The sequence below is a fragment of the Mesorhizobium sp. BH1-1-4 genome (assembly GCF_020165665.1).
Lineage (GTDB): Bacteria > Pseudomonadota > Alphaproteobacteria > Rhizobiales > Rhizobiaceae > Mesorhizobium.
This window is the reverse complement of sequence record NZ_JAIUIN010000001.1, coordinates 524622-548886: the sequence shown is the minus strand read 5'-3', so window position 1 is coordinate 548886 and position 24265 is coordinate 524622. Positions and strand designations below refer to the sequence as shown.

At 63.5% G+C, this 24265-nt stretch carries 20 protein-coding genes; 12 read left to right on the top strand and 8 right to left on the bottom strand.

Annotated features, from left to right (window positions below; genetic code table 11):
• Positions 1 to 101 precede the first annotated feature (101 nt).
• Positions 102 to 1547: a short-chain fatty acyl-CoA regulator family protein gene (locus LB569_RS02500; protein WP_224690920.1), complete on the bottom strand. Its 1446-nt coding sequence runs from the start codon at positions 1545 to 1547 to the stop codon at positions 102 to 104.
• Positions 1548 to 1782: 235 nt separating this feature from the next.
• On the opposite strand from LB569_RS02500, the gene aceA reads away from it, so the two are divergent.
• From aceA to LB569_RS02485, 3 genes are all read left to right on the top strand, one after another.
• Positions 1783 to 3072, top strand: coding sequence for an isocitrate lyase (aceA, locus tag LB569_RS02495; protein WP_224690919.1), 1290 nt, complete (start codon positions 1783 to 1785; stop codon positions 3070 to 3072).
• A gap of 63 nt (positions 3073 to 3135) precedes the next feature.
• The gene (locus LB569_RS02490; RefSeq protein WP_006202762.1) at positions 3136 to 3378 is read left to right on the top strand and encodes a hypothetical protein; all 243 of its coding nucleotides are present in this window, start codon (positions 3136 to 3138) and stop codon (positions 3376 to 3378) included.
• A gap of 271 nt (positions 3379 to 3649) precedes the next feature.
• Complete coding sequence (locus tag LB569_RS02485) at positions 3650 to 4063, top strand: response regulator (RefSeq protein WP_224690918.1); 414 nt, start codon at positions 3650 to 3652, stop codon at positions 4061 to 4063.
• A gap of 73 nt (positions 4064 to 4136) precedes the next feature.
• Here LB569_RS02485 and LB569_RS02480 read toward each other — a convergent pair whose 3' ends face one another.
• A complete protein-coding gene (locus LB569_RS02480; protein WP_224690917.1) occupies positions 4137 to 4853 on the bottom strand; it encodes an HAD family hydrolase in 717 nt (238 codons plus the stop codon).
• Between the two features lie 89 nt (positions 4854 to 4942).
• On the opposite strand from LB569_RS02480, the gene LB569_RS02475 reads away from it, so the two are divergent.
• The 5 genes from LB569_RS02475 to LB569_RS02455 all read left to right on the top strand — a co-directional run bounded on the left by LB569_RS02475 (position 4943) and on the right by LB569_RS02455 (position 9688).
• On the top strand, positions 4943 to 5191 hold the full coding sequence (locus tag LB569_RS02475) for a hypothetical protein (protein ID WP_224690916.1): 249 nt from the start codon (positions 4943 to 4945) through the stop codon (positions 5189 to 5191).
• 80 nt (positions 5192 to 5271) lie between these two features.
• A complete protein-coding gene (locus LB569_RS02470) occupies positions 5272 to 6708 on the top strand; it encodes a glutamine synthetase family protein (protein ID WP_181173820.1) in 1437 nt (478 codons plus the stop codon).
• A gap of 23 nt (positions 6709 to 6731) precedes the next feature.
• Entirely contained in the window at positions 6732 to 7100 is a 369-nt protein-coding gene (locus tag LB569_RS02465) for a four helix bundle protein (RefSeq protein ID WP_224690915.1), read from the top strand.
• Positions 7101 to 7157: 57 nt separating this feature from the next.
• Positions 7158 to 8444 carry an NAD(P)/FAD-dependent oxidoreductase gene (locus LB569_RS02460; RefSeq protein WP_224690914.1) on the top strand — a complete coding sequence of 429 codons (1287 nt, stop codon included), beginning with the start codon at positions 7158 to 7160 and terminating at the stop codon, positions 8442 to 8444.
• Positions 8445 to 8821: 377 nt separating this feature from the next.
• Positions 8822 to 9688, top strand: a complete 867-nt coding sequence (locus LB569_RS02455; RefSeq protein ID WP_224690913.1) for an SH3 domain-containing protein — start codon at positions 8822 to 8824, stop codon at positions 9686 to 9688.
• A 33-nt stretch (positions 9689 to 9721) separates the two neighbouring features.
• Here LB569_RS02455 and LB569_RS02450 read toward each other — a convergent pair whose 3' ends face one another.
• Both LB569_RS02450 and LB569_RS02445 read right to left on the bottom strand, forming a co-directional pair.
• The gene (locus LB569_RS02450; protein ID WP_224690912.1) at positions 9722 to 11026 is read right to left on the bottom strand and encodes a Mur ligase family protein; all 1305 of its coding nucleotides are present in this window, start codon (positions 11024 to 11026) and stop codon (positions 9722 to 9724) included.
• A gap of 92 nt (positions 11027 to 11118) precedes the next feature.
• Positions 11119 to 11865, bottom strand: coding sequence for an SDR family oxidoreductase (locus tag LB569_RS02445; RefSeq protein ID WP_224690911.1), 747 nt, complete (start codon positions 11863 to 11865; stop codon positions 11119 to 11121).
• A gap of 311 nt (positions 11866 to 12176) precedes the next feature.
• On the opposite strand from LB569_RS02445, the gene zwf reads away from it, so the two are divergent.
• From zwf to edd, 3 genes are all read left to right on the top strand, one after another.
• Positions 12177 to 13649 carry a glucose-6-phosphate dehydrogenase gene (gene zwf, locus LB569_RS02440; RefSeq protein WP_224690910.1) on the top strand — a complete coding sequence of 491 codons (1473 nt, stop codon included), beginning with the start codon at positions 12177 to 12179 and terminating at the stop codon, positions 13647 to 13649.
• Positions 13631 to 14347 carry a 6-phosphogluconolactonase gene (gene pgl, locus LB569_RS02435; protein ID WP_224690909.1) on the top strand — a complete coding sequence of 239 codons (717 nt, stop codon included), beginning with the start codon at positions 13631 to 13633 and terminating at the stop codon, positions 14345 to 14347. Before zwf ends, pgl begins: the two co-directional genes overlap by 19 nt.
• 73 nt (positions 14348 to 14420) lie before the next feature.
• Positions 14421 to 16244: a phosphogluconate dehydratase gene (edd, locus tag LB569_RS02430; protein ID WP_224690908.1), complete on the top strand. Its 1824-nt coding sequence runs from the start codon at positions 14421 to 14423 to the stop codon at positions 16242 to 16244.
• 64 nt (positions 16245 to 16308) lie between these two features.
• Here edd and LB569_RS02425 read toward each other — a convergent pair whose 3' ends face one another.
• The 4 genes from LB569_RS02425 to LB569_RS02410 form a co-directional block, all read right to left on the bottom strand.
• Entirely contained in the window at positions 16309 to 17970 is a 1662-nt protein-coding gene (locus tag LB569_RS02425) for a vWA domain-containing protein (RefSeq protein ID WP_224690907.1), read from the bottom strand.
• A 108-nt stretch (positions 17971 to 18078) separates the two neighbouring features.
• Positions 18079 to 19077 carry a GlxA family transcriptional regulator gene (locus LB569_RS02420; protein ID WP_135920564.1) on the bottom strand — a complete coding sequence of 333 codons (999 nt, stop codon included), beginning with the start codon at positions 19075 to 19077 and terminating at the stop codon, positions 18079 to 18081.
• Between the two features lie 28 nt (positions 19078 to 19105).
• Positions 19106 to 20005, bottom strand: a complete 900-nt coding sequence (gene folD, locus LB569_RS02415; protein WP_224690906.1) for a bifunctional methylenetetrahydrofolate dehydrogenase/methenyltetrahydrofolate cyclohydrolase FolD — start codon at positions 20003 to 20005, stop codon at positions 19106 to 19108.
• Between the two features lie 180 nt (positions 20006 to 20185).
• Positions 20186 to 22765, bottom strand: coding sequence for a GNVR domain-containing protein (locus tag LB569_RS02410; protein ID WP_224690905.1), 2580 nt, complete (start codon positions 22763 to 22765; stop codon positions 20186 to 20188).
• Between the two features lie 199 nt (positions 22766 to 22964).
• Between LB569_RS02410 and LB569_RS02405 the strand changes: the two genes are divergently transcribed.
• A complete protein-coding gene (locus tag LB569_RS02405; RefSeq protein WP_224690904.1) occupies positions 22965 to 24260 on the top strand; it encodes a lipopolysaccharide biosynthesis protein in 1296 nt (431 codons plus the stop codon).
• The last annotated feature ends 5 nt before the right edge of the window (positions 24261 to 24265 follow it).

The window sequence follows — 24265 nt, the reverse complement described above, 5'->3', positions numbered from 1 at the left end:
TGCTCAATCAATATTCTTGTTCGCAATGTTTGACGTGGCGGCTTGTTGTTTACGTAACCAAAGAAGAAGCTGACCACCCCTGCCCGCCACCGGCGGCGACCTTATTGAAAGTCGAAGGCACTCAGGCCGGTGACCATCTCGTCGAGGCCGAGGGGGCGCGTCACCGGCGGCTCGGCGCGCGCCAGGCAGCCGACACGCTCGCAAAGCCGGCATGCGGGGCCGACTGGCGTCGCCGTGATGCCCGCCCCTACCTTTGCGCCGATTGCCGTGCCGGGCAGGGCCGCGCCATAGACGATGTCGTCGCGAAAGCCGATGTCGCAGCCAAGCAGCAGCGCGGTGCGGCGCGGGCGCTCGGCGAATGCGCCCTGCGGCCCCTCCAGCGTTCGGGCGATGCACAGGAACTCGGCGCCGTCGGGCATTTCCACGGCCTCGACGAAGATCTGGCCGGGCTGGGTAAAGGCGACGTGCACGGGAAGCTTGGGACAGCCGCCGCCAAACCGGCTTTGCGGAAAGCCCTGGCTGCCGGCCTTGCGGAAGCGGTTTCCGGCATTGTCGACCTCCAGCATGAAGAAGGGCACGCCGGCGGCACCTTGCCGTTGCAGCATGGTCAGCCGGTTTGCCGCCTGTTCGAAGGAAACGCCAAAGCGCGAGCGCAGGACGTCGATGTCGTAGCGTGAGCGAACGGCCGCCGCGTGAAAGGGCTGATAGGGCATCATCAGCGCATGAGCGGCATAACGGCCGAGTTCGAAGCGGGCAAGGCGGCGCGCTTCGTCAGTGGCCAACCGCAGCGCCTGGATCTCGCCAGCGACAGCGACCGTCATGCGGATCAGGCAGGCTTCCATCGCCACTTCGCGCAACTGGTCGAACGGCGACAGGCGCTCCGACAGGAACAGGCGCTGCGAGTGGCGGTCGTAGCGCCGGCGCCAGTTCGGCATGGTGGCGACCGGCAGAACCTTGACCACGATGCCGTATTCGCGCTTCAGCCAGGCTTTCAAGGCGCCGAGCAGGTCATCGCCGGGTTCGAGCAGCGAGGTGAATGCCTCGGCCTCTTCCTCGAGCGAGGAAAAATGGTTCGGCCGCCGCTCGAAAATCTCGTGCACCTCGTCAACCGGCAGGCGGGCGCCGGAAAGCGCGGTGGCGCGTCCCTCGCGCGCCAGAAGCTCGTTGAGGTCGGACAGCCGCTCGGCCTGCTCGCGATAGGCGCGGAACAGTTTTATCACGGCGGCCGACGCATTGGGCGCTGCCTCGGCAAGCTCGATCAGTTCCTGGTCTCCCGGCAGTTCGCCGACCAGCAACGGATCGGTAAACACCTCCTTCAAGGCGGCGACCGAACCCCTTGCCTCGCCCTGGAGCTCATGCGGATCGACCTTGTAGACGGAGGCCAGTTTCAAGATCAGCTGCACCGTCAACGGCCGCTGGTTGCGCTCGATCAGGTTGAGGTAGGACGGCGAGATGCCGAGCCCCTCGGCCATCGCCGTCTGGGTCAGGCCCTTGGCGTTGCGGATGCGGCGAATACGCGGCCCGGCGAAAATCTTCTGATCAGCCATCGGTGTTCCTTGACACGATTTACAGCTTCGAGCGCCCCCGTTTCGACCACTGATTTTGACAACAGTTACAAATTTACCGCCGTTGCCTGTCAAACACAACACAGATTTTCCCTTATCTTCCCGCGTTTTCCCTGATTTTTCTGGTTCATTTCGCGCCGCAATGTAAATTCCGTCACATAGAAGCGCCCCGACAATTTGGCGTGCGGACATCGTAAAGAACCCATCGGAGTGAGAAATGACTGATTTTTACAACCTCGTCCCCTCGGCGCCTGAAGGTCGCTTCGACGGCATCGAACGCCCCTATTCGCCGGAAGACGTGAAGCGGCTGCGCGGTTCGGTGCAGATCAGGCAGAGCCTTGCCGAAATGGGGGCCAACCGGCTGTGGAAACTCATCCACGAGGAGGACTTCGTCAACGCATTGGGCGCCATGTCCGGCAACCAGGCGATGCAGCAGGTGCGTGCCGGGCTGAAGGCGATCTACCTGTCGGGCTGGCAGGTTGCCGCCGACGCCAACACCGCCTCGGCTATGTATCCGGACCAATCGCTCTATCCAGCTAATGCGGCGCCCGAACTGGTCAAGCGCATCAACCGCACGCTGCAGCGCGCCGACCAGATCGAGACCTCCGAAGGCAATGGGCTTTCGGTCGAGACCTGGTTCGCGCCGATCGTCGCCGACGCCGAAGCCGGCTTCGGTGGTCCGCTCAATGCCTTCGAGATCATGAAGGCGTTTATCGAGGCGGGTGCCGCCGGCGTCCACTATGAGGACCAGCTGGCGTCGGAGAAGAAGTGCGGCCATCTCGGCGGCAAGGTGCTGATCCCGACCGCCGCACATATCCGCAATCTCAACGCGGCGCGGCTCGCGGCCGACGTGATGGGTACGCCCACACTGGTCGTGGCGCGCACCGACGCGGAAGCGGCAAAGCTGCTGACCTCCGACATCGATGAGCGCGACCAGCCCTTCGTCGACTACGATGCCGGACGTACTGTGGAAGGCTTCTACCAGGTCAGGAACGGCATCGAGCCCTGCATCGCGCGGGCCATTGCCTATGCGCCCCACGCCGACCTGATCTGGTGCGAGACATCCAAGCCCGACCTGGCGCAGGCCAAGAAATTCGCCGAGGGCGTGCGCCGGCACCATCCGGGCAAGCTGCTCGCCTATAATTGCTCGCCATCGTTCAACTGGAAGAAGAACCTCGACGACGCAACGATCGCCAAATTCCAACGGGAACTGGGCGCCATGGGCTACAAGTTCCAGTTCATTACGCTGGCCGGTTTCCACCAGCTCAACTACGGCATGTTCGAACTCGCCCGCGGCTACAAGGCGCGGCAGATGGCGGCCTATTCCGAGTTGCAGGAAGCGGAATTCGCGGCGGAAGCCAATGGCTATACCGCGACCAAGCACCAGCGTGAGGTCGGCACCGGCTATTTCGACGCCGTCTCGATGGCGATCACCGGCGGCAAATCGTCGACCACCGCCATGCATGAATCGACCGAGCACGCGCAGTTCAAGCCAGCAGCGGAGTGAGTCCGCAAAGAAGACGACCAACAGAGGAACGCCCCTTGAGGGCAAGGACATAGGAGAAGACCAATGGCATCGATAAGCCGTGTCAAGGAACGGGCGGAAGAGCAATCGACCACGATGAGCGTCGACCAGCAGGCGACGATCCGCATGTTGGCCAACGATCTGCACAGGCTGAACCAGTCGGTGATGAAGGCGGTCGAGGCGGGCGTCTCGGTGGAACTGGTCCGCTCGGCAAGGCATCATGGCGGTGACGGCAATTGGGGCGATCTGCTGATCCCGGTAATCGTCACCCAGCAGAGCCATGGCTGACCGGAAATCGTCCACGCGGTCCTTTCACCTGCGCAATGTATGCGCAGGTGAATTTTATTTTTACGCACCGGAGCCATGGACAGAGCAGTACAGTACTGTTGCTTGAATCCACTGTTGTGGAAGACGCCCGCGAGCGTCTTTTATTTCGCCTTGACATGGGGTCCGATCTCACGCCAATTGTCCGCCGGATTCAACTCTGCATTGAAATAGGGGCGAACTTCTTGGCCGACTTGGGTGCCCAGTGAAGAGCGAGGGCGAGACCGCAAAGCACGTGAATCTGGGGACCCGGGATTCAAGCATCGAGACGATCCGCGATCCCTCGCGGGTGCTGGTTGTCGGGAAATCGCCGGTCAACCGGGTGGTGGTATCGAAGATTGTCGAGCGGTCCGGACTCAGGCCAATCTCGGAACCGCCTGACATAGCGGCGAAAACCTTGCGGACGCTGGTGCCTGGCGCGATTGTGCTCGATGGCGGCCCCGACAACAAGGACTGCGACAATCTGATTTCCGGCATCGAAACATTGCGCCGGGCTTCGGGCAAATCGCTTCCTCCCGTGATCCTGCTTTCAACCAAGAACGGCACGCCGGAGAGCCTTGGCTTGTCCAATGTCATCGATGCGGTGGTGGCCAAGCCGATCACGCCCGAACGGCTGCAACCGGTGATCGATCGCCTGATCAGCCGCTGAGGCAATTCCGGGAAAGTCGTGCAACGATTTTCTCTCCGAAATTATCCATGAAAGCAAATAATGGAAGTGGCGATCAGCCCGGCTTCGCGATGCTCTCAATCAGGTCAGGCAATTGGCCGAGATGCGGTATCTGGCGAAAACGCGGCTCGGCGACCGGCGCCTCGACATGTTCGAGCACCCAGGTCAGTTCGTGCGGCACATGGACGCCCCAGCCGCCGGCCTCGATGGCGGGGACCACGTCCGACTTCAGCGAATTGCCGACCATCATGCTGCTTGCCGGACCATCGCCATGGCGGCTGAAGAGGCGCGCATAGGTCGCGGCAGTCTTGTCGCTGACGATCTCGACCGCGTCGAACAGGTCACCCAGGCCGGACCCGGCCAGCTTGCGTTCCTGATCGAACAGATCGCCCTTGGTGATCAGTACGAGGCGGAAAGTGCCGGCGAGTTTCTCGACCGTCTCGCGCGCATGCGGCAGGGGCTCGATCGGGTGGCCCAGCATCTCGCGGCCGGCATCGAGAATCCCTGATATGACCGAGGCCGGCACGCGCCCTTCGGTGACCTCGATCGCGGTTTCGATCATCGAGAGCGTAAACCCCTTGATGCCGAAGCCATAGATCGCAAGGTTGCGCCGTTCGGCCTCCAGCAGTCGCGCCGAGATCTGCGCCTCCTCGCCATGATCGGCCAGCATGGCGGCAAAACGCTTTTCCGTCATGCGGAAGAACTGTTCGTTCTGCCAAAGTGTGTCGTCGGCATCGAAGCCGATCGTGGTCAGTTCGCTGCTGGTTCGCATCGCCGGCTTCTCGAGTGCGGAAGGACATCGAACCTAAGCCGACCGGCAGGCGGTTTTCAACCTGCACCGGCAATTGCCGGCGGCGAGTAGTGGGTCAGTTTGAAATTCCGACCCCGGCGATGGCCGCTGGCGTGACAGACAAGCTTTGGAAGATCAGCGACATCGTTGCGCTGATCGAAGCGAAGGAAGCCGAAAAGCCTCTGGTGCGCGGCCTTACAAAAAGCGGACAGTCTGATATATCCCGGTTGGCGGCCCGTAGCTCAGGGGAAGAGCGCCAGTCATATGTGCTGGAGGCCCCCGGTCGAGACGGGGCGGGTCCGCCACCGATTTCAAACTGACCCCCTACCCGACGGCGGCTCCCCTTCCCTTCCATCGCGCGGCACGGCTATACTCCGAAATCCGCAACCCAATCTGGTGAATGATGCCGCCTGCAAAAAAGGAAGTCCGTCCGTCGAGCCGCGGAGGACGGGCGCGCACGCCTGCCTTCGTGAAAAACCTGCGTGGTGTGAAGAACTGGAAGGAAGTCAGCGATTGGCTGGAATGGCGCGGCATCGAGGATATCGAATGCATCACACCTGATCAGGCCGGCGTGGCGCGCGGCAAGATGATGCCGTCGAAGAAATTCACCTCCAACACCTCACTGGCGCTGCCCTCGGCCGTCTTCATGACGACGATCTCGGGCGGCTATCCCGAAGACGGCAACGGCTTCCACTATCCCGAAGACGACGGCGACCTCAAGCTGATGCCGGACCTTTCGACGCTGACGGTGGTGCCGTGGGAAGAAGACCCGACGGCTGCCGTCATCTGCGACCTCGTCCATCAGGACGGCCGCTCGGTCGAGTTCACGCCCCGCAATGTGCTAAAGCGCGTCGTTGCCGCCTACGACAAGCTTGGGCTGAAGCCGGTGGTGGCGCCCGAGATCGAGTTCTACCTCGTGCGCAAGAATCCGGATCCGGACTATCCGTTGACCCCCCCCGTTGGGCGCTCGGGACGCGCTATCGGCGGCGGCGCCGGCTATTCGATCGCCGGCGTCAATGAGTTCGACGAACTGATCGACGACATCTACCATTTCTCCGAAAGCCAGGGGCTGGAGATCGACACGCTGATCCACGAAGAAGGCGCCGGCCAGCTCGAGATCAATCTGCGCCATGGCGACCCGATCGAGCTCGCCGACCAGGTGTTCATGTTCAAGCGCACCATTCGTGAAGCCGCGCTCAAGCATGAGATTTACGCCACCTTCATGGCCAAGCCGATCCAGGGCCAGCCGGGTTCGGCCATGCATATCCACCAGTCGATCGTCGACAAGAAGACGGGCAGGAACATCTTTTCGGCCGAGGACGGTTCGGAGACCGAGGATTTCTTCCATTTCATCGGCGGCATGCAAAAGCACGTGCCGAACGCGCTGGTGATGTTCGCGCCCTACGTCAACTCCTACCGGCGGCTGACGCAGGCGGCGTCTGCCCCCGTCAACAACAAATGGGGCTACGACAACCGCACCACGGCGTTCCGAGTGCCGCGTTCCGACCCCGCGGCGCGGCGCGTCGAAAACCGCATCCCGTCCTCCGACGCCAATCCCTATCTGGCCGTGGCGGCCTCGCTCGCCTGCGGGCTGATCGGCATCACCAAAAAGGTCAAGGCCGAGCCGCCGGTGCTGACGACCGCCAACGCGGACGAGATCGACCTGCCGCGCGGCCTGCTCGAAGCCGTCGACCTGTTCGAGGGCGACGAGGAACTCTGCGCGCTGCTGGGCAAGTCCTTCGCCGCCACCTACGCGGCGATCAAACGGGCGGAGTTCGAGACCTTCATGGAAGTGATCAGCCCGTGGGAGCGGGAATATTTGTTGCTGAATGTATAGGGGAGTAGGGGAGTAGGGGAAAAATGACGGAGAGAACGGGCTCCTACAAGGATCTGGTAGTCTGGCAACAAGCAATGGATCTTGCGGTGGCGGTTTACGGCGCGACTAGATCCTGGCCCAAGGAGGAGCTTTACGGACTGACCAGCCAAGTGCTGCGAGCCGCAACCTCGGTTCCGGCTAACATAGCTGAAGGCTATGGGAGAGAGGTGCGAGGTTCCTATCAGCAATTTCTCCGGATTGCTCAAGGCTCATTAAAAGAACTGGAGACTCAGCTTCTCATCGCCGAGCGTGTCGGTATCGCGCCGCGAACGACGGCGACCTCCTTGTTGGCAAGTACCGAAAGTGTAGGAAAGCTCCTTCGACTCCTAATCCGTAAGCTTGCAGCCGACTAGCTGTCCCTACTCCCCTACTCCCCTACTCCCCTACTCCCCTACTCCCCTATGAGTATCATGACTTATCAATCACCCATCTCTCCCGGCCGTTCCTGGTATGAGGATACGGCCGGGGCAAGGCCTGAGTACTCGGCGCTCGATGGCGATCGGACCTGCGACGTCGTTATCATCGGCGGCGGGTTTACCGGTCTGTCGGCAGCGGTTCATTTGGCCAAGGCTGGAGCGGCCGTGGTGCTGATCGAGGCGCATCGCTTCGGCGACGGTGCTTCCGGGCGCAATGGCGGCCAGCTTGGTACCGGACAGCGCGCCTGGGCGGAGGATTTGGAAGCCGAATACGGCCTCTATCGCGCCAAGGCGCTGTTCGATCTTGCCGAGGAGGCGAAGGCACATCTGCTCGAATTCGCCGCCACCAACCAGATCGACATCGACTACGCACCGGGTCAGCTCTCGGTCGCGCACAAGCCGCGCTATGTCGACGACTACAAAGCGCATGCCGAGATCATGGCCAACCGCTTCTCCTACCCGCATCTTTCTTTCATGGACAAGGCGGAGACGGCCGAGCGGCTGGGCTCGAGCGCCTATTTCGGCGGCACGCGCGACATTGGCACCGGCCACATCCATCCGATGAAACTGGTGATCGGCACGGCGCGGGTGGCGGCACAGGCGGGCGCGCATTTGTTCGAAGGAACGCCATCGACCGGCATCATTTCCGCCGGCGGCAAGGTCAGGGTTTCCACCCCACGAGGGACGATCTCGGCGCAAAAATGCCTGATCGCGGTCAACGCCTATGGCGGCACGCTCGAGCCGGTGAGTGCCGCGCACATCATGCCGATCGGATCCTTCATCGGCGCGACAGTGCCGCTGGGATCGGATTCGAACGTGTTGCCGGGGGGCGAATCGGTCGACGATTCCCGCTTCGTCGTGCGCTATTTCCGCAAATCCAGGGATGGCCGGCTGTTGTTCGGCGGACGCGAGGTCTATGGCGTCAACGATCCCAAGGATATCCACATCCACATTCGCCGCCAGATCGCGGAACTCTATCCGGCGCTGAGCGATGTCGAGATCACCCATGGCTGGGGCGGTTATGTCGGCATCACGGTGCCGAGGAAGCCGTTCGTGCGTGAAGTGATGCCCAATGTGATCTCGGCCGGCGGCTATTCCGGTCACGGCGTCATGCTGTCGAACTTCTTCGGCAAGCTCTATGCCGAAACCGTCACCGGCAACCGCGACCGGCTGAAACTGATCGAGGACCTGAAAATTCCGCCCTTTCCTGGCGGCCGCCGTTTCCGCGCGCCGCTGCTTTTCCTGGCGCTCAACTGGTTTGCGCTCAGGGACAGGATCTGATGCGTGTCTCCCAAAAGTGAGAGACGACATGCATCAACACAAAGACCCTAAAACGCGTTGCCTTGGTCCGTTTATACGCGACATGCTTCAGTCTGGCCCGGATTGCCGGTATCCCATGCGATCACGATCTCCTGTAATATTGTAATATCCATGTAACATTTGTTGCCCGGGGGACGCATTGCGGAATTGCCGCCAAAGGCGCAGAATCCCCGGTTATGGCGTACTGATGCCACAATCGCGGGCGAAGGGTCCGCATCTGGGCGAATTGTTCGGGGATTGTTGCGGGCCTGCCCGCGTTTTGGGACCGGTGCCGATCGAACGCATGATTTGCGACATTTGATCGAAAGAACACCGGCCCGCTCATGGAGGTGGCAAAAGTGATAGAGCCCTTCAGTTTCGGTGCTCCGGAACGTCGGCGCTTTGCCATGCAGTTCGGCTATGACATGCGCCCGTCATTTTGGCAGGGCGTGCGTTCGAACTCGCATCTGGTCATTGCCGCGGTCGGCACCGCCGCCTTGCTTGGCGTTGCCGCGGTGGCGCTGTGGCTGGCATTGCCAGCCAGCGAGAGGCAGGCAGCCGCCAATCCGGAGCAAAGCATTCCGACGATTCCGGTGAAGACGACGAAAGTTTCCACCTCTAGCACCACGGTGGCGGTTGCCGCCGTGACACCGCTGGTGGAGCACAAGCCCAGCCAGGTTTCACCGACCATGGCTGCCGCCCAGGCCGCCATTCCGGCACTCGCGGCCAATGATCCTCGCTGGACCGGCTCACAGGCGAAAGCCGCATCGGCTTCGCCCGACCAGGGGACGCCCCAGGCAGAGCAGGCCCAGGGCAAGCCGGCGACCGCGGCCGCATTCGCACAACCGTCGGCAAACAGCGATGCCGAGTCCGAACTTGCCAAGGTTGCCGCCCCCCAGGCGGCGGCGAATGGCGGCAAACCCGATGGCGCGCAGACCGCAGCTATCCCGGCTGTACAGCCGCAAGCGCCGGATGAGCAGCCGGCGGCCAGCCAGGATGACGATGGCCAGGCCAAGGCAAAACCACGCAAAGTGGGGGCGGCCGGCAACGGGCGTGTCCTGCGGGCAGTGACCATGCGGAGCGGGCCGAAGAAGAATGCGGCCGCCATCGGCACGGTGCCGGCCAGAACCTCGGTGCAGGTGATGAGTTGCAAGCAGTGGTGCCAGATCGTCTACAACGGCAAGACCGGCTGGATCTACAAGAGCTACATCAAGACCGGCGCGTAGCGGGCCTCCGCGCCAGGGTGCGCCGAGGCGGGCTTATGACGACCGGCCACCGAACACCCGCCGCAGCCGCTGCCATCTTCTGTCGCGCCTGCGTTGCCTGACGTGGTCGCGATGTTGCTCAAAGGGCACTTCGTACAGACCGCAAGTATCGCAGCCCTCCCGCTTGCCGCAGACAGGAACCCAGCATTTGACCTCATGCTTCCAGGCGAGCGCGATGCGCTCCAGGTGAAGGTTTGAAGAGCTTTTGATGAGGATCAATTCGCCCGGCACCGCCGTTCGCTTGATATGGTCCGAGACGTCCTTCGGCGTGCGAAGCTCGACAAACCGGCCGCCATCGCGATCAGCCTGGCTCGCCCGCGAGCGATGTGCATTGTCGCCGGTATAGATGACCTGATCCGCGATTTCCCGCGCGGTTCGATAGGCCTGGTCGTATTTCCTGGTCGAGCCGACATAGTCCGAAATCTGGCCAAGGACGATGCGCTTTCGAACGGCGGTGGCCTTGGTCATCATTTCCAGGGCGAGGTTGATGGAGTGCCAGGGCGCCTTGGCGGCATCGACGATGAATTGTGGACCGCCATCGGTGACAATCACGGCGCAGCGATTTGCCAATGGCTGGAAAGTCACCACCTGGGCGGCAACCTTATCCCAGGGAACGCCGAGTTCCAGCGCCGTCGCGACGGCGGCGGTGGTCGGCAGCCAGAAATGTTCGGCGGGAAATGGCGTTTCGAGTTGGAGCCGGCCTCCGCGCCAATCGATCGACAGCGCCAGCCGATCGGGATAAGCGGCATGAATATCGGTCACACGATAGTCGGCTCCTGCGGCAATGCCGAAAGTAACGACACGGCACCTGGCGCCGGCAGCCATGTCGGCCACATGGGGGTCGTCGGCATTGAGGACCGCGAGGCCATCCGGCCGCAGCGCCTCGACCAAGGCACGTTTTTCGACAGCGACGTTTTCCAGGGTCCTGAAACTGGCTACATGCTCGAGGCGAACCATGGTGACGACCGCCACATGTGGCTGCAGCATCTGCGCCATCGGCCGGATCGTATCGACGCCAAAAGCCCCAGCTTCGAAAACAACATAGTCGACCTCGCCGGCTTGCCGCATGCGTTTGTAGAGCGTGCCGACCAACGACTGCATGGTGTTGGCGAGGAAACGCGCATAGGTCGGCCGATGGGCGGCCAATATGTGCCCGAGCAGCGCCGTCACCGTAGATTTTCCCGAACTGCCGGTGACGCCGATGAAGGTCGCCTTGCTATTTGCCCGGGCGCGCCTGGCTCTATAAACCCTGGTGCGACGCCGCAGTCCTTCGCGTAGCTTACCCAATCCCGCGCCCATCAGGCCATCACCCCCTTGACCCTTTGAACACTAGGCCATGGGAACCCTATGTCAAACCCGGTCAGAAACGCTGTCGGTGCGGCCGATGCGCTTCAAACGCAGCGTCCGCCATCGACCTCCAGCGCTACCCCGGTGATGAAGGCGGCCTCGTCAGAGGCCAGCCAGAGTGCGGCGTTGGCGATGTCGAGCGGCGTCGACAGCCGCCCGAGCGGGATCGAGGCACGAAATGCCTCGCGAATCTGAGGCGTGTCGGCGCCCATGAATTTCTCCAGCATGCCGGTTTCTCCGGCGACCGGGCACAGACAGTTGACGCGAATGTTCTTCGGCGCGAGTTCCACCGCCATCGACTTGGTGGCGGTAATGGCCCAGCCCTTCGAGGCATTGTACCAGGTGAGGCCGGGCCGAGGCCGCAGGCCCGCGGTGGACGCCGTGGTCAGGATGACGCCGCCGCCCTGCCGCTCCATGATCGGTACGACGGCAAGCGCGGCATGGTAGATCGCCTTCATGTTGACCGACGTGATCAGATCGAAGGTTTCCTCGTCGACCTTGAGCATGTCGCCATTGCGATGGGTGAAGCCGGCATTGTTGACCATGATGTCGATGCGGCCGAAGGCGGTTTTGGCCGCATAGATCATCTCGTCGAACTCGGAGCGCAGCGAAACATCGGTCTGTGTCCAGATCGCCGCATCGCCGATTTCGCCGGCGACGCGTTCCGCCCCCTTGGCATTGAGATCGGCGACAACAACCTTGGCACCTTCTTGCGCGAAGCGCTTGGCCATGCCTTCGCCAAAGCCCGATGCCGCACCGGTGATGACGGCAACCTTGTTCTCAAGACGCATACGTTTACCGCTCCTTGGGTTCATCGCGCGGCTCGCACGAGAGGGCTGAAGGCCCAGCCGGTGCCGCGACAGATGCAGCGCCGATTCTCCCTTAGCTTTCGTCACATTCACGTTCTATGCTGCAGGTGCGAAAGCTTCCGGAGTCCTCGTTCACCGACAAGCCTCCGGCTGGCGCCAGTGTCAAGCGCACATGTGGGACCCAATCAATATCCAGCGATTGGTGCTCGATGTGACACCATGGCACTGGAAAATTTAAATCGATTAGAATATATCAGCCGCGTACTCGCGACCGGCGTCAAAGCGGACAGACCATGACCAGCCAGATCATCCCCGTCGACCCTTTCGACTTCATCATCTTCGGTGGCACCGGCGACCTGTCGGAACGCAAGCTCCTGCCGTCGCTCTACTACCGCCAGCGTGACCATCAATTCTCCGAGCCGACGCGCATCATCGGCACGTCGCGCTCGAAAATGAGCGACGAGGAATTCCAGGCCTTCGCCAAGCAGGCGATCTCGGAGCATGTCAAACCGGCCGACATCGACGCCAAGGAGTTGAAGACCTTCCTCGCCCGGCTTTCCTACGTCTCGGCCGATGCGACGAGCGGCGCGGGTTTCGACAAGCTGAAGAAGGTGATCGGCGAAAGCGACAGCATCCGCGCCTTCTACCTGGCCGTGGCGCCGGCGCTGTTCGGCGACATCTCGCACAAGCTCAAAGAGCACAATCTGATCACGCCGAATTCGCGCATCGTGCTGGAGAAGCCGATCGGCCGCGACCTAGCCTCGGCGCAGGCGCTCAACGACCTTGTCGGCGACGACTTCCACGAAAGCCAGATCTTCCGCATCGACCATTATCTCGGCAAGGAGACGGTGCAGAACCTGATGGCGCTGCGCTTTGCCAATGCACTGTACGAGCCGCTGTGGAACTCCGCCCATATCGACCACGTGCAGATCACCGTCGCCGAAACGGTGGGCCTGGAAGATCGCGTCACCTATTACGACAAGGCCGGCGCGCTGCGCGACATGGTGCAGAACCACATGCTGCAGCTGCTTTGCCTCGTCGCCATGGAGGCGCCGTCGTCGATGGACGCCGACGCCGTGCGCGACGAGAAGCTGAAAGTGCTGCGGGCGCTGAAGCGCATCAACGGCAACGAGGCGCCGAAGCACACCGTGCGCGGCCAATACCGCGCCGGAGCGTCGGCCGGCGGACCGGTGAAGGGCTATGTCGAGGAACTCGGCAAGGACAGCAACACCGAGACCTTCGTCGCCATCAAGGCCGAGATCGGCACTTGGCGCTGGGCTGGCGTTCCGTTTTACCTCAGGACCGGAAAGCGGCTGGCGACTCGGGTTTCGGAAATCGTCATCGAGTTCAAGCCGATTCCGCATTCGATCTTCGGCGACAGCGGCGCCGGGCCGATCTTCGCCAACCAGCTGGTCATCCGGCTGCAACCTGATGAAGGCGTCAAGCAGTTCATCATGATCAAGGATCCAGGCCCGGGCGGCATGCGGCTGCGCCAGATCTCGCTCGACATGAGCTTCGCGCAGTCTTTCGACGGCCGCGCGCCCGACGCCTATGAACGGCTGATCATGGATGTCATCCGGGGCAACCAGACGCTGTTCATGCGCCGCGACGAAGTGGAGGCGGCGTGGAAATGGATCGATCCGATCCAGAATGCCTGGGAAGGCGCCAAGCAGGAAGCACAGGGTTATACGGCAGGCACATGGGGCCCGTCGGCCTCGATAGCGCTGATCGAACGTGACGGGCGGACATGGCACGAGAGCAATTGAACAGCGCCAGCTATAACTGGAATGCCTTCCCCGACCGGCCGCAACTGGCCTCGGCGCTGGCTGCAAAGGTGGCCGATTGCCTAACGAGCGCGATCGACCGGCGCGGCACGGCGTTGCTGGCTGTCTCCGGCGGCACGACGCCGGCGAAATTTTTCGCCGCGCTGTCGACGACGCCGATTGCCTGGGACAAGGTCATCGTGACGCTGGTCGACGAACGTTTCGTGCCGGCCGCCTCGCCGCGATCCAATGCCGGGCTGGTTGCCGCAAACCTATTGCAGAACGCAGCGAAGGCCGCCCGTTTCGTTCCGCTCTACCACGAAGCCACCGGCATCGAGGATGCCGCGGCATCCGACGATGCGGCACTGCGATCCCTGCCCTGGCCGCTCGATGTCGTGATCCTCGGCATGGGGCCTGACGGCCACACCGCCTCGTTCTTTCCCGATGCCGACGGTCTGCCGAAGCTGCTCGACCCGGCCTCCGACAGGATCATCCTGCCCGTCCATGCGGCTAGCGCCGGAGAGCCTCGCCTGACCCTGACGCTCGCCCGCATCATCGATGCGGGTTTCCTCGCCTTGCACATAGAGGGTGAAGACAAGCGCACCGCCTTCGACAACGCCGTCGCGCCCGGACCGCGCAAGCCTATCCGCGCCGTGCTCGACGCATCGCCCAGGCCCGTGGAGGTTTTCTGGGCGCCCTGATTTCGAGTTTACAAGTGGTCCCGGCAATTGCGGGAGGATGTTTCCGGGACCTCGCCTGAAAGGACCTGATGCCATGACCGCAAGACGCGATATCGAAGCCATCACCGAGCGGATCCGCCAGCGCTCCAAAGCGGGCCGCGAGCGCTACCTCGGCCGTATCGCCGAAGCGTCGAACCAGACCGCCAACCGGTCGGTGCTGTCCTGCGGCAACCTTGCTCACGGCTTTGCGGTCTGCAGCCCCTCGGAAAAGCTGGCGCTCGGCGCCGACAAGGTGCCCAATCTCGGCATCATCACCTCCTACAACGACATGCTGTCGGCGCATCAGCCCTTCGAGACCTACCCGGCCCTGATCAAGGAGGCCGCGCGCGAGGCGGGCGGCCTCGCCCAGGTCGCCGGCGGCGTGCCGGCGATGTGCGATGGCGTGACGCAAGGCCAGCCCGGCATGGAGCTGTCGCTGTTCTCTCGCGACGTCATCGCCATGGCGGCCGCGATCGGCCTGTCGCACAACATGTTCGACGCCGCCGTCTATCTCGGCGTCTGCGACAAGATTGTGCCGGGGCTGGCGATCGCCGCGCTCACCTTCGGTCATCTGCCGGCGATTTTCGTTCCGGCTGGGCCGATGACGACAGGCCTGCCCAATGATGAGAAGGCCAAGGTCCGCCAGCTCTATGCCGAGGGCAAGGCAGGACGGGCCGAACTCCTGGAAGCCGAGTCCAAGTCGTATCATGGGCCCGGCACCTGCACCTTCTACGGGACGGCGAACTCCAACCAGATGCTGATGGAAATCATGGGCCTGCACACGCCGGGCGCGTCCTTCGTCAATCCAGGCACGCCATTGCGCGACGCCTTGACCCGCGAAGCGACGAAGCGGGCGCTGGCGATCACCGCGCTCGGCAATGCCTATACGCCGGTCGGGCGGATGATCGACGAACGTTCGTTCGTCAACGGCGTCGTCGGCCTGCATGCCACCGGCGGCTCGACCAACCACACCATCCACCTGATCGCCATGGCGGCGGCGGCCGGTATCACGCTGACCTGGCAGGATATTTCCGATCTCTCGGAAGCCGTGCCGCTGCTGGCGCGCGTCTATCCGAACGGGCTTGCCGACGTGAACCATTTCCACGCCGCGGGCGGGCTCGGCTTCTTGATCCGCGAACTGCTCGACGAAGGCGTCCTGCATGAGGACGTGCAGACGGTGTGGGGCGAAGGCTTGCGGCCCTATGCGGTCGAGGCAAAGCTCGGCGCCGACGGCAGCGTGGTGCGCGAGGCCTCGCCGCGCACCAGTGGCGACGAAAAGGTGCTGGCGCCGTTCAACAAGGCATTCCAGCCGACTGGCGGCCTCAAGGTGCTGTCAGGCAATCTTGGCCACGCGGTCATCAAGACCTCCGCCGTCAAGCCGGAGCGACGCATCATCGAGGCGCCGGCCAAGGTATTCGACAGCCAGCAGGGCCTGAACGATGCGTTCAAGGCGGGCACGCTGACCGGCGACTTCATCGCCGTCATCCGCTTCCAGGGACCGAAGGCCAACGGCATGCCGGAATTGCACAAGCTGACCACCGTGCTCGGCATTCTGCAGGACCGCGGCCAGCGCGTGGCGCTGGTCACGGACGGGCGCATGTCGGGCGCCTCCGGCAAGGTGCCGGCGGCGATCCATGTGACGCCGGAAGCGGTCGAGGAAGGACCGATCGCGCGGATTCATGACGGCGACGTCATCCGCCTCGATGCCGATGCCGGCACGCTGGAGGTGCTGGTGCCAGGAACCGAGTTCGCGCTGCGCCGTACCGCGGATGCCGACCTCATCGGCAATGAGTTCGGCTTCGGCCGCGAGCTTTTCGCGGGCTTGCGGCAGCTGGTGGGCCGAGCCGACCACGGCGCCAGCGCCTTCGGCACCGCCTGACGCATTCTGTCCGGCATGAAAAAGGGCGGTTCGGGGCCGCCCTTTTCGGCGTCTCAGCTCAATATTACTCGACCTTCAGCTCGTTCCGCTCGCCGGCCTTTATCGTGAAGGGCGTTTCCTTGTCGGCCTTGTCGGTGGTGAAGTTGGTCACCAGCACATAGTCGCCCGCCGCCAGCGTGGTCTGCATCTTGTCCCCATAGCCGTAGGTCACCTGCTTGCGCTCGCCCTGGATGTTCTTCTTCGCCTCATAGATCTTGAAGCCTTCCGCGCCTGGCGCGTCGACGGCCAGGACGCCCGCGTTCAGCGTCACGTTGACATCGGTCATCTGTCCGACCGTCACGCTGAAAGGCTGCTCGGTGGACACGGCCTGCACGTCGACGCCCATCACGTAGTCACCCGGCGGCAGGTCGAACTGGCTGTCGGCGCCGTAGGCGTAGGTGACCTGGTCACGGCTGCCGTCGAGCTTCTTGGCCGCCTTGTACACCTTCCAGGAAACGTCCGTTTCCGCCTTTTCCCCGCCCTGGGCGTAGAAGGCGTTGGCCTTGGCCTTGCCAACGCCGACGATAATGTCCTTGTCGACGATCTGGCCGGCAACAAGCTGCATCGTCTCGCTCGCCTCGCCGGCCCCAAGCTTCACGGTGATCTTGGTCTCGCCGACCGGCACGACGAATTTGACTTCGCCGTAGTTGGCGTCCGACGTCCCGCCGGGATAGGCGATGCTGATCTGCGCGTTGCGGTCGACCTCGGCGCCGGGCGCCGGGCGCGCATGAATGGATATCTCCGCCGCGTTGAGGTTGAGCGACAGCTCCGTTGCCTTGTCGGCCGTCAGCGAAACCTTCTGCTCGACCTTCGCGCCGCCGCTGCTGGCGACGACGATGTAGTTGCCAGCGGGAACGTGGAACTTGATGCCACTATAGCCGTAGTTGACATTGTCTCCACCGACACCCTTGGCGTCGTCCTTGAAGACTTCATAGTAGACGTCGGATTTCGGCGCCTCGCCGCCCTCCTTCAAGAACGCTTGCGGGATGAGATTGTAGTCGACCTCGGCTGCTTTCGGCACAGGCGCGGGCGCCGGTTCTGGGGCTGGCGCAGGGGCTGGCGCCGGCGCCGCGACGGTCTCGACCAGCGCTGCCTGCAGCGCCTTCTCGTCTGAGGCCTGGATGTACTTGCCGCCGGTGTTTTCGGCGAGGCACGAGATCTGCTTGCCTTCATCGGCGGTCAGGCCGAAGCCGACGACGTCGGCGGTGAAGTCGACGCCGGATGCCTTGAGTTCCTTGCCCAGCGCACAGGGGTCGCCACCACAGGTCTCGAGCCCATCCGTGATGAGGACGACGGTCGCCTTGTCCTCGGTGTATTTCAGCGCTTCGGCCGCCTGCTTGACGGCCGCCGTCAACGGCGTCTTGCCAAGGAATTTCAGGCTGTCGGCGGCCGCCGAGATGGCACTTGCCGAGCCAGCCTGGGGCGGCACGATGAGCTGGATGTCGTCACAGCTGCCCTTTTCGCGATGGCCGTAGGCCATGAAGCCGATCTCGTCGTCGCCGGGAACCGACTGGAGCACGGTCCTCAGCGATTCACGGGCGATTTCCAGCTTGGGCTTGCCGTCGATCTGCGCCCACATCGATCCCGACGCGTCGAGGATGATGATGACCTTGTTGGCGGCAAAGCCGAATGTCGTCATCGACAAAAGGAGGATCGCCGCAGCGACGCTCCGTGCAAGTCCCGCCATCGAAATCTCCTGAGTTAGCCCCCTCGTCGGCACGTGAAAGCTATTTGACGTGGCGTCGGGACACAAGCCCGCAGGCATGGCGCCGGCATGCCCGATCCAGCAAATCACTCAGTATGTGGTGCGGCGTTCTTCCGAGGGCGGGCGGCCAAACTGCAGTCGATAGCTCTGGGCAAAATAGGAATGCGAGGTGAAGCCGGTCGCGATCGCCACGTCGAGGATCGGCATGTTGGTCTGGCGCAGCAATTCGCGCGCCCGCTCCAGCCGCAGGCGCATATAGTAGCGGCCGGGCGTGACGTTGAGATGGCGCAGGAACAGCCGCTCCACCTGGCGCACCGAAAGGCCCGCCGACTTGGCGAGCTGTACCGCCGACAGCGGCTCGTCGAGATGGTCGGCCATCAGTTCGACGATGCGCCTGAGCTTCTCCGACTTGCCGGTCAGGTCGCGCTCCGGACCGACGCGCTGGCGGTCTCCCGCGGAGCGGATGCGCTCGTGCTGGAACTGGTTGGCGACGCCATTGGCGAGGTTGGAACCGAAATCGCCGCGCACGATCTCCAGCATCAGGTCGATCGACGTGGTGCCGCCGGCGCAGGTGTAGCGCTTGCGGTCGATCTCGAAGACATTGCCGGTGCAGTTGATGTCGGGAAAGCGCTCGACGAAGCCGGCGCGGTTTTCCCAATGGATGGTGCAGCGATAGCCTTCGAGCTGGCCGGCCTCGGCCAAGAGGTAGGATCCGACCGACAGCGCGCCGAGCGCGTTGCCGCGCCGGCCCCAGCTGCGCAAGGCCGCCAGAACCTTGCTCTTGCCCGGAAATTCCGTCGTCAGGCCGACCGAGACGAAGAGGATGTCGACCGGCGGCAGGTCGGCGACGGCATAGTCGATCTTGAGCGGCAGGCCGTTGGAAGCCATCACCGGGTCACCATCGGCCGACACCGTCGTCCAGCCATAGAAATCGCGGCCAAGCAGGCGGTTCGCCGACCGGAACGTGTCGATCGCCGCGGCCAGCGAGAACATGGAAAACTTGTCGACCAGCAGGAAGGCGAACTGCCGTCCGCCCTGAACGGGATCACTCGTGACCGGCCGTTCCGGGGAAATGGTGGGGTTCGGCAAAGCTGCGGCTTTCAGGGTCAACCCGGGCTCAGAAGGAGGGCCGCTTCAATCCGGCCGCAAGGTAGGCCGAAGCTAACGTATTGGCCATCAGCATGGCAATGGTCATCGGCCCGACACCGCCAGGCACCGGGGTGATGGCACCCGCCACCTTTGCCGCCTCGGCATAGGCGACGTCGCCGACCAGGCGCGACTTGCCCTCGCCCTTCTCGGGTGCGGGAATGCGGTTGATGCCGACGTCGATGACGGTGGCGCCGGGCTTCACCCAATCGCCCTTGACCATCTCGGGCCTGCCGACGGCGGCGACGAGGATGTCGGCGGTGCGGGCAAGCGCCGGCAGGTCCCTGGTGCGGCTGTGGGCGATGGTGACGGTGCAATTGGCGGCAAGCAGCAGATTGGCCATCGGTTTGCCAACGATGTTGGAGCGGCCGACGACGACGGCGTTGAGGCCGGACAGGTCCTTGCCGCGCACGCGCTCGATCAAAAGCATCGAGCCGGCGGGCGTGCAGGGAACGAAGGCCGTGTCGAGTTCACCGGTGCCGAGCTTGCCGACATTGATGAAATGAAAGCCGTCGACATCTTTCTGCGGCGCGATAGCCTGGATGATCTTGCCGGCATCGACATGGGCGGGCAGCGGAAGCTGGACCAGGATACCGTTGATTTCAGGGTCGGCGTTGAGCGCGGCGATGAGCTCGAGCAGTGCCGCTTCGGACGTCTCGGCCGGCAGCGTGTGCTGAAGCGAATGAAAGCCGCACTCCTTGGCGGTGCGGGATTTGGAAGCGACATAGACCTGGCTCGCCGGATCCTCGCCGACGATGACCACGGCCAAGCCGGGCTTGGCATTGCCCTTGGCGACCAGCTCGGCGGTCAAGGTCTTGACCGTTCGCACCACGTCTTCGGCAACGCTCTTTCCGTCAATCACTTCGGCCATGAACCAACCCTCAACATCGTTTCGCCCAACGCCGCTTCCGACAACACAATGCGGCGGTGGCACTCTGCAGCGCGGCATTGTCACGAAAATTCAAGCTCGCAATCCCGCCAAAGCGCCGTCCCATGCCGTTTACGCGAAACCGGCACGGTTTTGTTCGGCCTCCGCAGCGTATGTGGTGGCTCAGAAGTAGCGGCGACGGGTGCGGCTCTCGGTGAGTTCGCGGACCGCTTCGCGGAATTCGCGCAGGCTGGCGCGGATCTCGTCGACCGATGATTGCTCGCCACCCTCCTCGGCCTGGTCCGGCCTCGTATGCGGGGCGGTTGTATGGGCCGATGGCTGCGTAGGAGCGGGCTGTGGCGGGTACGGCATCGGCGCCGCATAAGGGCCCGCCATGTAGGGGTGGCCCGCCTGCGACCATGGCTGCGCCGGGGGATAGCCCAGCGGCTGCGCATAGGGAGAGGACAAGGGCGGAGCTGGATACAGCCCCTGTTGCGGCAAAAGGGGCGACGGCGAGGCCATCTGCCGCCCGTAGCCGGCATCGGGGCCTGGCTGGGAAGATGACCGCGAATAGTCCGGGCCGGCCGCCTGCGCCTGCCGAGGCGCGAAACCGGACTCCGGATAGGCTGGGAATATCGGCGCGTTGGCCAACCGTCCGTTGTCGGCAAAGGCGGCGAACTCGCTGGACATGTCGTCGTCGGCTTCGGTCGACGGCTTGCGGGACACGGTCTTGCGCAGTCTCGCCATGAGCGTGCCGATCCTGCCGGAGCCTTCGGCGGGCGCTGCCTCGGCCCGCGCGACCGGCGGCGGGGCGGGGGGCGGCGGCGGCACCGGCGCTGCCGGCATTGCTGGCGCGGGCGGAGGCTCCGGCCGGAATGACTGCTCCACGAGAGGCGCCCTGCTTTCACTTTCGTTGCGCGCATCCGCCTTGCGCTCACCCAGCTTGCGCTCGCGGCGTGAGCGCGAGCTTGCCGTTTCGCGCAGGCTGTCATAGGTCCCGCGCAAGGCGCCGAGACCGATACCGGCGCCAAAGCCAAGCAGCAGGCCGGCCAGTGCCACCAAGGCCCGCGAGGGTCCATTTGGCTCAAGTGGGGCTTGAGCGGAGGTGATCACGTTGATGTTGGTCGTGTTGATGCCGGTCTGTTCACCGGTCTCCTTGGCGCGCAAAAGATATTGTTCGTAGACGGAACGCTTGGCGGTGGCCTCACGCTCCAGTTCGCGCAGGGCGACCAGGTCGCTGTTGACGTCGCCGCTTTGGACCTTGGCCTGAGCCAGTCGGGAAGCGAGGTCTTGCTCGAGTTGGACCGCGCGCTTCAGGTCGACCTGCAGCGAAGAGGCAATGCGGCGCAATTCCCCCGCGATGCGCTCACGCGCGCCGGCAATCTGGGCATCGAGAGCCTGGAGTTCGGGATGGCGCGGCCCCAGCCTGACCGCGGCGCGATCGGCCTCCTGCTTCAGCGTCGCATATTGCGAGCGCAGATCGCTCATGGTGTTGGAGTTGATCTCCTCCGGCAAGGTGCCGGTCAGAACGGAATTGACGTCCACTGAACGCGCCGACGCCGCCCGGGCATTGAGTTCCAGCGTGCGGGCGCGGGCAACGGAGAGCTGCTCGTTGAGCTTCAGCATCTGATCGTCGCTGATCAGATGGCCTTGCGCGTCGACGAGACCGTGCGTGGCCCTGAAATCCTCGACCTTGCGTTCGGCCGCCTCGACGCCCTTGCGCAGATCATCGAGCTTGGAGGTCAATTCGTTCGTCGCGCGTCCAGCCATGTCGGACTGGTATTTGGCCGCCTCTTGCTGGAAAACGGTCCTCGTCGTATTGGCGATGAGGGCCGACTTCTCGCCATTCTGGGTTACGGCGCTGACGGAGATGACAAAGGTCTTCCCGGTGCGTTCGACCGACAGGCTCTTGGCCAGATTGCCGACAGCCAGCGCCTGGCGGCGAACCTCGTCGACGCCGCCCGGCCCATCGTTGCGTGACACGATCGAGCGGATAAGCGACACGACGCCGAGACCGCCCGAACCCTGGCCATTGAACTCCGGATCGTTGACGAGATTGAGGTTCTTGACCACCTGGTCGAGAACGGTGCCCGACGTTAGCATCTTGATCCGGGTTTCGACGACCGCCAACGCGGCATCGGGCTGCCCCACCGGTTGGGTGAGATCACGGTCGGAGAGCTTCAAGTCGCCGGGCTCGATGATCAGTTCGGTCGTGGCTTCGTATTTCTTCGGCATGGACAGGGCGATGGCAATGCCGAGCCCGGCGCCCAGTATCGTGGTCGCAACGATCAGCAGCTTCGACCTGGCAACACCGCGAACGACCAGCATCGGATCGATCAGCGGCTTCCATTGCTGGTCGTCCCCGCCATCGCCGGAGGATGCGCCCGCTTGGGTCGCGGGGCCGGAGCCTGATGCATCACGAGGCCGTTCGCCGCTGGAACGATCCGCATTGTCCACTCTTGCGCGCGACGCGACTGGCGGCAAATCAGCAACGGCGTCCTCATGTCGCGGGCGCCAGCCGCCGCCGGCTTCGTTCGCGACATGCTCTTCGCCAGGACGGTTATGTTCGGGGGCAGCGGCCGCCGGATTTGCCCGCGTCTCGCGCCGGGAACGGGCCAGCCGGTGGCGCGTGGCGGCATCCTCGCGCCATGAGGGGTCTCCTATCGACACCAGCGAGGCTTCATCCTCGCCGCGCACGGCCTGGCCAAGCGCCAGCAAGGAGCGCTCGCGCTTCCAGTCCTCACGGTTTTCCCTGTCGACCATGTCGTTGAGCTTTACTCTGGGCCGCTTGGCAGCGGCGGTCGGCCATTCGTTAAGCCACGCTAAACAGGCATAGGAAACAAAAGGTTAATTTCCGGCGGGCTATAGCTGGAATTCACGCTATGATTGCAATAATTTTAAACACAATCGAAAGCTTCAGAACGGCGCGTTAAACTTTCCAGCCTATGCATTTCCTTGACCTATGACTGAGGCCAGCGACATACCGCAAAGGCGGACCTTCGCGCGGATCGGCACCTTCCTGGCCGAACGACGGGGGCTGGTGCGCGACTATTTTTCAGCCATCAGCGGCGCCGGTGGGCGACTGGTGTTTTCACTCGCCTATTTCATCGCGCTCGCCAACACGCTCTCGATCGCTGAATTCGGCATGTTCGCCACCGCCTCGGCGGCCGGCGTCATGCTGTCGCGGATCCTGGCCTTCGGTTTCATTTCGGCACTCTATCGCACCGCCACCATCCGCCCCAATCTGATCGGCACCTTCACCGCGGGTTTCATGCTGCTCGGCGTCGCCTCGCTGCCGCTCTTGGCCGCCGCCTCCTTCGGCGTCTACCTGCTCTTCTTCGCCGGCACCGTGCCGCTGTCGGTATTTACGGCGATCGTCTTTGCCGAGGCGTTGCTGTGGCGGCCGGTGGAAGTGGCGCTGATCGTCAACAACGGACTGGGCAAATTCGGCCGTGCCGCCGTGCTGGCGATCCTGGCAACCGCGCTGAGGGCGCTCGGCGCGGTGCTTTTCATGTTCTCGGCACAGCACAGCATCTGGGCGTGGTCCTGGTTCTATATCGGCGCCAACACCGCCTCGCTGCTGCTCGCCTTCGGCTGGTTCTATCCGCGCCAGAGGCTGCGGCTGCGCATCGAGCTCTATCTGCGGCGGCTCGCCGATTCGATCTATGTCGCCGGCGCCGAGGTGTTGTTCTACCTGCAATCGGAATTCGACAAGCTGCTGGTGCTGGCGATCGGCGGCCCGCATCTGGCCGGCATCTATGCCATCATCATGCGGCTGGTCGACCTGACGGCGATCCCGATCCGCACCTTCTCGATGATGCTCGTGCAGCGCATGATGCGGGCTCCCGAACTCCTGTCGCGGCTGGCGGTCAAGAGCGGCATCGAGGGCGGTGTGTTCGCGGTCTCGACGGCGGCGCTCGCGGCGCTTGGCATCGTGCTGCATTTCTTCCCCAACGCGCTTGGCAAGAATGTCTCGGAAGCCGCGCCCCTGGTGGCGCTGGCGATCTGCGTTCCGGGATTGCGCAATCTGGTCGAATACCAGGCCGAGCTTCTGTTCGCGCGCGGCCAGACGCTGGTGCGGGCGCTCAATCTCGGCCTGCTCGCCGCGCTCAAGGCGCTGCTGCTGACCTATGTGCTGACGACCATTACCGATACATCCGATCTGGTGCTGTCGCTCAACATCGTCTTCCTGCTGCTTTATCTCGCGTCGATGCTGCTGACCTATTCGGCGCTGCGCAGACCGGCGAAGGCAATCTAGAACAA

Excerpts from the sequence above, each read along its gene's own strand:
- zwf (WP_224690910.1), top strand. The coding sequence starts at position 12,177 with ATGACCAGCCAGATCATCCCCGTCGACCCTTTCGACTTCATCATCTTC.
- LB569_RS02465 (WP_224690915.1), top strand. The coding sequence starts at position 6,732 with ATGACGGAGAGAACGGGCTCCTACAAGGATCTGGTAGTCTGGCAACAA.
- LB569_RS02490 (WP_006202762.1), top strand. The coding sequence starts at position 3,136 with ATGGCATCGATAAGCCGTGTCAAGGAACGGGCGGAAGAGCAATCGACC.
- pgl (WP_224690909.1), top strand. The coding sequence starts at position 13,631 with ATGGCACGAGAGCAATTGAACAGCGCCAGCTATAACTGGAATGCCTTC.
- LB569_RS02445 (WP_224690911.1), bottom strand. The coding sequence starts at position 11,865 with ATGCGTCTTGAGAACAAGGTTGCCGTCATCACCGGTGCGGCATCGGGC.
- edd (WP_224690908.1), top strand. The coding sequence starts at position 14,421 with ATGACCGCAAGACGCGATATCGAAGCCATCACCGAGCGGATCCGCCAG.
- LB569_RS02500 (WP_224690920.1), bottom strand. The coding sequence starts at position 1,547 with ATGGCTGATCAGAAGATTTTCGCCGGGCCGCGTATTCGCCGCATCCGC.
- aceA (WP_224690919.1), top strand. The coding sequence starts at position 1,783 with ATGACTGATTTTTACAACCTCGTCCCCTCGGCGCCTGAAGGTCGCTTC.
- LB569_RS02405 (WP_224690904.1), top strand. The coding sequence starts at position 22,965 with ATGACTGAGGCCAGCGACATACCGCAAAGGCGGACCTTCGCGCGGATC.
- LB569_RS02410 (WP_224690905.1), bottom strand. The coding sequence starts at position 22,765 with ATGGTCGACAGGGAAAACCGTGAGGACTGGAAGCGCGAGCGCTCCTTG.
- LB569_RS02460 (WP_224690914.1), top strand. The coding sequence starts at position 7,158 with ATGACTTATCAATCACCCATCTCTCCCGGCCGTTCCTGGTATGAGGAT.
- LB569_RS02450 (WP_224690912.1), bottom strand. The coding sequence starts at position 11,026 with ATGGGCGCGGGATTGGGTAAGCTACGCGAAGGACTGCGGCGTCGCACC.
- folD (WP_224690906.1), bottom strand. The coding sequence starts at position 20,005 with ATGGCCGAAGTGATTGACGGAAAGAGCGTTGCCGAAGACGTGGTGCGA.
- LB569_RS02425 (WP_224690907.1), bottom strand. The coding sequence starts at position 17,970 with ATGGCGGGACTTGCACGGAGCGTCGCTGCGGCGATCCTCCTTTTGTCG.
- LB569_RS02470 (WP_181173820.1), top strand. The coding sequence starts at position 5,272 with ATGATGCCGCCTGCAAAAAAGGAAGTCCGTCCGTCGAGCCGCGGAGGA.
- LB569_RS02480 (WP_224690917.1), bottom strand. The coding sequence starts at position 4,853 with ATGCGAACCAGCAGCGAACTGACCACGATCGGCTTCGATGCCGACGAC.